This window comes from Psittacicella hinzii (assembly GCF_003585885.1).
Classification (GTDB): Bacteria; Pseudomonadota; Gammaproteobacteria; order Enterobacterales; family Psittacicellaceae; genus Psittacicella.
Map to the genome: position 1 here is coordinate 1 of NZ_NRHC01000121.1, position 8066 is coordinate 8066.

An 8066-nucleotide genomic window follows, 5' to 3' on the forward strand; every position below is an offset into this window, starting at 1 on the left:
TTGTTGAAATCACCGTTACCTGAACCTTTGGTAGTAACGTTATCGATGGTAGCTTCAGTTTCACCTTTGTTATTTAGGTTGTTGTAGTTATCAACTTTAGAGTCTGTAACTACAGCTTTGCCATCAGAGCTTTCATTGTTGAAGTCACCTTTGCCAGTACCTGTAGTTGTTACATTTGTAACAGTAGCTTCTTCTTTACCTTTGTTGTTGAGGTTGTTGTAGCTTTCAACAGTAGAGTCTTTAACTACAGCTTTACCTTCAGTACTTTCGTTAGTGAAGCTTCCTTCACCTGTACCAGTAGTTGTAACGTTTTCAACGGTAGCGTCGTCTTTACCTTTGTTGTTTAGGTTGTTGTAATTTTCAACAGTTGAATCTTTAACAGTAGCAGTACCGTTACTTTCGTTGTTGAAATCACCTTTACCTGAACCAGTGGTAGTAACGTTTTCAATAGTAGCTTCGGTTTCACCTTTGTTGTTGAGGTTGTTGTAGTTGTCAACTTTAGAGTCTGTAACTACAGCTTTACCATCAGAGCTTTCATTAGTGAAGTCACCTTCTCCAGTACCAGTTGTTGTTACGTTAGTTACAACAGCGTCATCTTTAGCAGAGTTAGTAAAGTCTTTGTACTGTTCAACAGTTGAGTCTTTAACAGTTGCAGAGCCATTTTTACTTGTGTTTTTGAAGACACCTTCGCCAGTACCTGTTGTGTCAAGGTTACTAATTTCTGAATCTTTATCAGCTTCTACAATTAAGTTTTTGAATTTTTCTACCGTAGAATCTGTTAGAGATGTCGCACCTTGCTCACTTGTTACGGTAAAGTTACCTTCACCTGTGCCAGTTGCTGTAACGTCTGTAACTGTAGCACCTTGGTCACCGTCAACTGTTAGATTGTTAAATTTAGTAACTGTAGAGTCAGTTAAAGTAGAAGTCCCTTTATCACTATGTACAGTGAAGTCTCCATTACCAGTACCAGTTGCTGTAACGTTTTCAACTGTAGCTTCTTGGTCACCATCAACTTTTAAGTTATTGAACTCAGAAACTGTTGAGTCTTTAAGGGTTGCTGTGCCTTCAGAGCTTACGAGGTTAAAGTCACCTTTACCAGTTCCTGTAGCTGTAACATTCTCAACCGTAACGTCTTCTTTACTTGTTGCGTTTAAGTTGTTGTATTGCGTAATGGTAGACGCTACTAGAGTTGCTGGACCATTGTCACTGTTTACGGTGAAGTCACCTGCACCTGTACCAGTTGAAGTTACATTCTCAACAGTAACACCTTTATCACCATCTAGTTTAGCGTTGTTAAATTGCGTCACTGTAGAGTTTTTCACAGTTGTAGTACCTTCTTCACTTGTAACTTCGAAGTCACCAGCGCCAGTACCTGTTGCGGTTACGTTTTCTACAGTTGCATCTAACTTACTATCTAGTTTTAAGTAATTGAACTTAGTGATTTCAGAGTCAGCGAGAGAGATAGCACCATCAGAGCTTGTAGCTGTAAAGAAGCCACTTTCAGTACCTGTTGCTACTAGGTCTTGGAGAGTAATGCCTTCTTTACCATCAAGTTCTACATTACTGAATTCAGTAACTTCAGAATCAGCAAGGGCTACAGTACCATTTGCACTATCTGCTTTAAAGTTACCATTGCCAGTACCAGTTGCAATTACATCTTTAACAGTTACACCAAGATCACCAGAAACAGTTGCATCGTTGAACTTAGTAACCGTTGAGTTAGCAACTGCCGCTGTACCTTCAGAACTTGTTACCGTGAAGTCACCGCCACCTGTACCAGTAGCTGTAACATTGTCAACAGTTGCCCCTGTAACACCAGATACAGTTACATCGTTAAACTTAGTAACGGTAGAGTTATCTAGGGTTGCTGTACCATTAGTTTCAATAGTGAAATCACCATCGCCTGCACCCGTAGCTTCTACTTTTTCAACCGTAACACCTGTTTCACCGCTTAAAGTTACATCTTTAAATTGGGTTACAGTTGAGTCGGTTAGCGTAGTTGAGCCGTTTGCACTTTCAACAGAGAACTCACCAGTTCCCGTACCAGTTGCTGTTACGTTGTCAAGATTTGCACCTTGATCACCTTTAACATTTAGGTTGTTGAATCTGCTAATTTCAGTATCTGCTAGCGTAGCTGTGCCATTAGCAGTTGTTAGGTTAAAGTCACCTTTATCTGTACCAGTAACTTCAGAGTCTTCAAGAGTAACACCTTTATCACCATCAAGAGTTGCATTGTTGAACTCGGTGATAGTAGTGTTAGCTACTTTAAGGGTTGAGTTACCGCTACTTGCATAGAAGTCTCCGCTAGAAGTACCTGTAGCTGTTAGGTTATCTAACTCGATTTCTTCATATGCACTTAACCATACATTACTGTAATCAGTTACAGTTGAGTTTTCAATAGATATTGGACCGTCAAAGCTATTAACGTTAAAGCTACCTCTGCCTTTACCTGTTGCGGTTACATTATTAAGATCAACGCCACTATTACCATCTAGATTTACATTGTTGTACTCATCAATAGTAGAGTCTTTAACTGCTAGCTTACCTTCTGTACTTTCAATGATTACATCACCATTGCCAGAGCCAGTAGTTGTAAAGCCAGTTAGAGTTAAGTCACCTTTACTTGTTGCATTTAAGGTATTGAATTGAGATACCTCTGTATTAGTTGCAGTGATTGTTCCTTCTGTACTTACAACTTTAAAGTCACCGCCACCTGTACCTGTGAAGGTTGCATTGTCAAGTGTAACATCTTGCTCAGCTTCAACTGTTGCACCGATAAAGCGGGTAATGCTAGATTTAGTTACACTTGTAGTACCTGTACCACCGTTAACTGTAAAGTAACCTGTATCTGTACCTGTAATAGTTGAATTGTTAACTACTGCACCAGTTGCGCCGTTTAAGTTAGCATTAGAGAACTCACTAATAGTTGAGTTTAATACAGTTACTGTTGCAGTTCCGCCACTAGAGCTCTCTGCCACAATGTTGATGTCACCAGCGCCACTACTATCAGGTACACCTGTAATAGTTGTATCACCTAGGGCAATGCTACCATCTTTAGCTTTAAGGTTAACATTTTTACCTTGGATAACTATGTCTGAACCTTTGAGTTCAAGGTCACCAGTTTCTTTAGTTAGGTTAGCGTCAGTTGCGGCAATGATTGAAGAGTTAGAGAACTCATCACTATTAGCAATAGTTACATCTACTTTACCAGCTGATGATTGTAACGCAGAACCGTTAACAATTCTTAGGGTTCCACCTACAGTATCTTGAGCAAATACTAAATCATCTTTAACGCGGATCGCAGAGTGATCTAGAGTTAAATCATTTGTTACTTGATAGTTAGCTGTACCGTTTACTGCAGATAGTTCAGAGTTTTTCAGAACAAGGCTTGAAGCTGAAGATTTTAATTCAACGTTAGCATTGTCAGAGATTAAACGAACTCCATCAAGAGTACTTGTACCTGTTGTGCCAGATTGATTTAAAGTAACAGTTTGATCAGCGTGTAAGGTTGCATTGCTAATAGTTAGCGTACCAGTAGAACCAGTAGATTCAACAGTTACTGAACCTTTATTTGAAGTTACGCTTGAACCATTAATGATAGTTAAATCACCTGCGTCAGCAGTTAAAGTAATATCACCATTACCGATTACAGCAGTGTTATTTAAAGTTAATGCGTTCGCAGTTTTAATTGTTGGTTTCGCATTTTCTCCAGTTGCTTCTACTTCAGAATTAATTAGAGTAACGCTTCCTGCGGTACTTGTTACATTAACTTCTTTACCACGGAAAGTACTACCTGTTGTAGTTAAGTCATCTGTAACTGCAAGTTTTGCTGTACCTTCTTCGGCAATTAAACTAGAGTTAGTAAAGATGTAAGAGCTACCACTTGATCCTGAAGTTGCAGAAGTAAAGTCAACGGTTACATTACCGTTTACAGATTGGATTGTTGAACCGTTTGTAACTTCTAGGCTCTTCACGTTACCAGCTGCTGAGTCTAGCGTAATATCTTGGTTAGCAACAACAATTGAGCTGTTAAGAATTAATTTTTCAGTTGCACTTAGAACTAAAGCGTCATCTTCATCACCAGTAGAGTGAACAGCTGAAGATTGTAAGTCAATAGAACCTGATTGCGCTGTTAAATTAATTTTACGACCTTCTAATGTAGTATCTTCGAGGGTACTAATACCAGCTGCAGCAACTAAGCTAATGTTAGATTTATTTGGATCACTAACCACTCTTGAGTGAGCTAGGGTAATTTGTCCTGCACCACCTGCATTACTTTTCGTTACAACTTCAAGATCACCAGAGTATTCACCTGTATTTGCTAAATCTTTAACCGTAATTGTACTTTCATTGAAAGTAACATTACCTTGATTTGACGTGAATACTAGTTTTTGCCAGCCAGTGATATTAGAGTTATCTACAACAATATCTTTTTGTGCGGTAATTTTTGGGTAACCACCTGATTTACCATCAGCTGCAGTATAGAATGCACTAATATTTGAATCTTTAATATTGATTGCATTATTTTGTGATTCTAAGGTTACAGAGTAACCCTCTACAATTGTCCCTTGGGTAATGCTGAGGTTTTCTTTTGCTTTTAAAGTAACAGTAGAAGATTCTGCACCGTTACGTTTTAACGTAAAGTTAGCAAAAGTAGCGTTAGCATTGAGTGATTGTAGAGTTGCGTTGTTGCTACCATCAGCATTAGTCGCTTTAGTTAAATCAACAGTTGAATCTGTGATTACTAAGTTACCCGTTGCGTTTACTGTTCCTTCAGTGTATACCACCAGAGTAGAGTTATTGCTAATCTCTAGAGTACCAGCGGTTGAACTTGTATCAAGTTTTGAAGCAGTTGCGGTATTGTGAGCTTCTAACGTAGAGTTGTTTATTCTTACGTTATTGGTTGCACAAATTTCGTAACGGTTAGTTTGTAAGTTAGTGTTGTTAACATTAATCGCATCAGTTGCTTGTAACTTAACTAAAGTAGTTGCGGTGCTGTTTACAAAAGTAACATTATCTAAATTAATGTTAGCACCTGAAACGTCATAGTTAGATGCTCCTTCAGAAGCATTAAAGGTAGAATCTGTTGCGTTAAATGTACCAGCCTTAGCAGTTAAATCACCGTAACCTGTAACTTTAGTTTCGTTTAGTTCTGCTGTGCCTGTAATTTCAATTTTTGGAGATTTCGCACTAGCTTGGTCTGTAGTTAGTGTTGCTTTATTAGTAGTTACATTGTTACCTAAAACTTCTAGGTTAGTCTTACCATTGATTAAAGAGTTATTAACGTAAGTATGACCAGATGTAGCAGAGTTTAAAGTAACATTTCCAGCAGTAACAAACGCTGTATCAAAACTTGAACTATGGTTAGTTAAGTAAGTTAAATTACCATCATTGTTTACGGTCACACTACCAGTAGTAGATTGCGTACCGTTTGTTAATTTAACGTCCTTAGCGTTATTAACTGTTAAGTCTTTTACACGTAAATTAACAGCTGACGCATCATTTTTAGTTGCGTAAATCTCTAGTTTGCTATCAGTGTTAGACGTAGCAAAATCAAATGTTGAGTTTTCTACGTTAATGCTACCTGCAGTATTTGCCGTAAAGAGATACGCTTTACTGCTAGCACCAGTAAATTTAAAATTAGAGTCTGTTACATTGAAGTTAGCATCTACGGTTGAGTCTAGCGAGAATACTAAAAGGTTACCAAGTGATAAGCTGTCAGTAGTGTCTTTTACAATAAATGACGTAGTTTGCTGTGCTTGGTCAGTATTAGTTTGGTTAATACCAAAGAATAATTGATTTGATACTGAACCAGTTAGATTTTCAACTTTAATAGATCTTGAAGCACTGTAACCTGTGTCAGGTTCAGTAGCAATAGTTACATTTGGCGCATTTAGTTTTACGTCTTTTAAAGTAACCTGTTGCGAAGAGTTAGGTGCTTGGAAGCCAAGGTACGCATTATTACCAGAGATGATTGTTGTGTTATCTAACACACTGTCAGCGTCATAGTAATTATAAGATTGCGGGGTAGTGGTTATCGACGAAGTCGCAAATTGTCCTAAGTAAACAGGAGTTTGCGTTGAAGTTGTATAACCTTTAACAGTTGAGTCTGTTAAGTTTAAACCACCTACTACAGAGTAAACTGACGTAGTTGAGGCATTAACTGTTGTGTTAAATAGTTTAACTGAATCTAAACCATAAACGTTAATAGCATCGCTGGTTGTTTCTGTATTACTTCCAGAAAGAGCAGAGTTAGAGATTTCTACACTAGAAGTATTAGAAACAAATTCTTGAGTACCACTAATGTGGGTAGTAACATTATCAACATCTACACCATAGTAACCGACGAATTCAATGTTGTTACCTGTAGCAGTGAAACCTTTCTCTCCACTTAAGATACGGCCTTCTTTAGAGAAGAAGTTACCATCTGTAGCAGCAGAGATAGTTGCATTATTAAAGTAAACATCACTGTATGACCACAGGTAGTTGTAATTTCCAGAGATAGCTGAATCGGTTACATTAATGTATTGTCCTGCAGATTTTTCCGCATCGTAGTCATTTATACCAATAGATAAGAAACCAGTATTAGCTAAGAGTTTGGAATTATTTTCAATAATAATTGAAGCTTTGCTATTCGAGTTAAAAGTAAGGTATAAACCTTTGTCGGTAGCTAAGCTACCAGTCATATCGATAGTTGAGTTGGTAATCTTGATAAAACGATTAGCTGTACTTGCATCTGTATCTAGGTTAAACCAAATTTGACGGTTTGATACAACAGTAGATGAGTCTACGGTAATGTTACCAATTTGAGTGATATAGAACTCAACACTGTAACCTGCTCTAATGCTTGCTCCAGTTACATTAATATTACCGTTATAAGAGGTTAGGTTTAAATAACCCGCAGTTATCTGCGCACCTGATTGTACCTTAACATCTTTTTGTGAGATAAAGGTAAGCTCACGTTTAGAACTGTTAACTTCAGAGTGAGAGATTCTTGAGTCTCCTCTGATGGTAATATTACCATCAGTATAGAAAGCTGCACGACTTACTGTACCATTAGCTAGTAGCATGTTAACAGTACCATCAGTCATCTCATAGGTTGTTTTACCTGATTTATTTAAGGAATAACGACCAACTCCACTACTGAGGCTTTCATAATAAGCTTTTGAAGATGAACCATCACCTTTCCAGTTTGTGTTATCAGCTGTACCGTTATAGATAACAAGGTCAGTAGGGTCAAGTAACCATTGACCTGTGTAAGCTTCTCCTTTTGCAGAAGATGTATCTACACTAAAGTGTCCAGGAATAACACGGATAGAGTTACCTGAGGTTTCAACAAAACCACCATGTCCTTCAACAGAACGAGCAATAAATGTACCCTCTACCTGAGAAGTATTACCCCAAGTGTAAACTTGTCCTGCATCACCTTGACCAGATACGTCAATAGTTGAACCAGAAAGGATTAGGGTTTCATCTGCTAATTTAACGTTAGTACCACGACCTTTAGCATCACCACCCACATATACTAGACCACCAGTTGTACCAGTAGCTGCAATGTAAGAGCTTTCTTCAACACCAACAACGTCACCTAGTAAAGAGATAGTACCACCTTTAGAGGTTTCAGATGAAGCGTTTAAGGTACCGTTGTTTACTACTAAGCTGTTGTGCGTACCAACAACTTCAGAGTTCACTTGACGGTTTGTTTGGAATTGAGTACTTTCAGTAGCACCAAATAATTGGATTTCACCGTTAGCTTTAATTACGGCTTTGTTAGCGTTACCTTCAAGAGTTACTAAGTCAGCAAAAGTATCACCTACAGTTGAAGTTAAACCGTTTGCTACTTTGTTAGCTAGTAAGTAAGCTTTTTTCGCAACAATGTTACCTAAGTTAACAGCTTTGTTGTTTGCTGTAACTTTGTATGAAATTAATGGATTTTCTAAATCCTGAATAACAATGCTTTGTCCAGCAAGTAGATATACTGTACCGTTTTTAGCTTCAAGTACACCTGTGTTAGATACTTGACCACCTACTAAGGCGATAGTACCATCGTTTTGTACTTTAATCAC

Annotated in this window: 1 protein-coding gene; it reads right to left on the bottom strand. The window is 38.0% G+C overall.

Going from position 1 to position 8066, the window contains the following annotated elements; translation table 11 throughout:
* Positions 1–8066 (bottom strand): hypothetical protein (locus tag CKF54_RS08205; RefSeq protein ID WP_222987582.1); only part of this gene is annotated, 8066 nt, incomplete at both ends.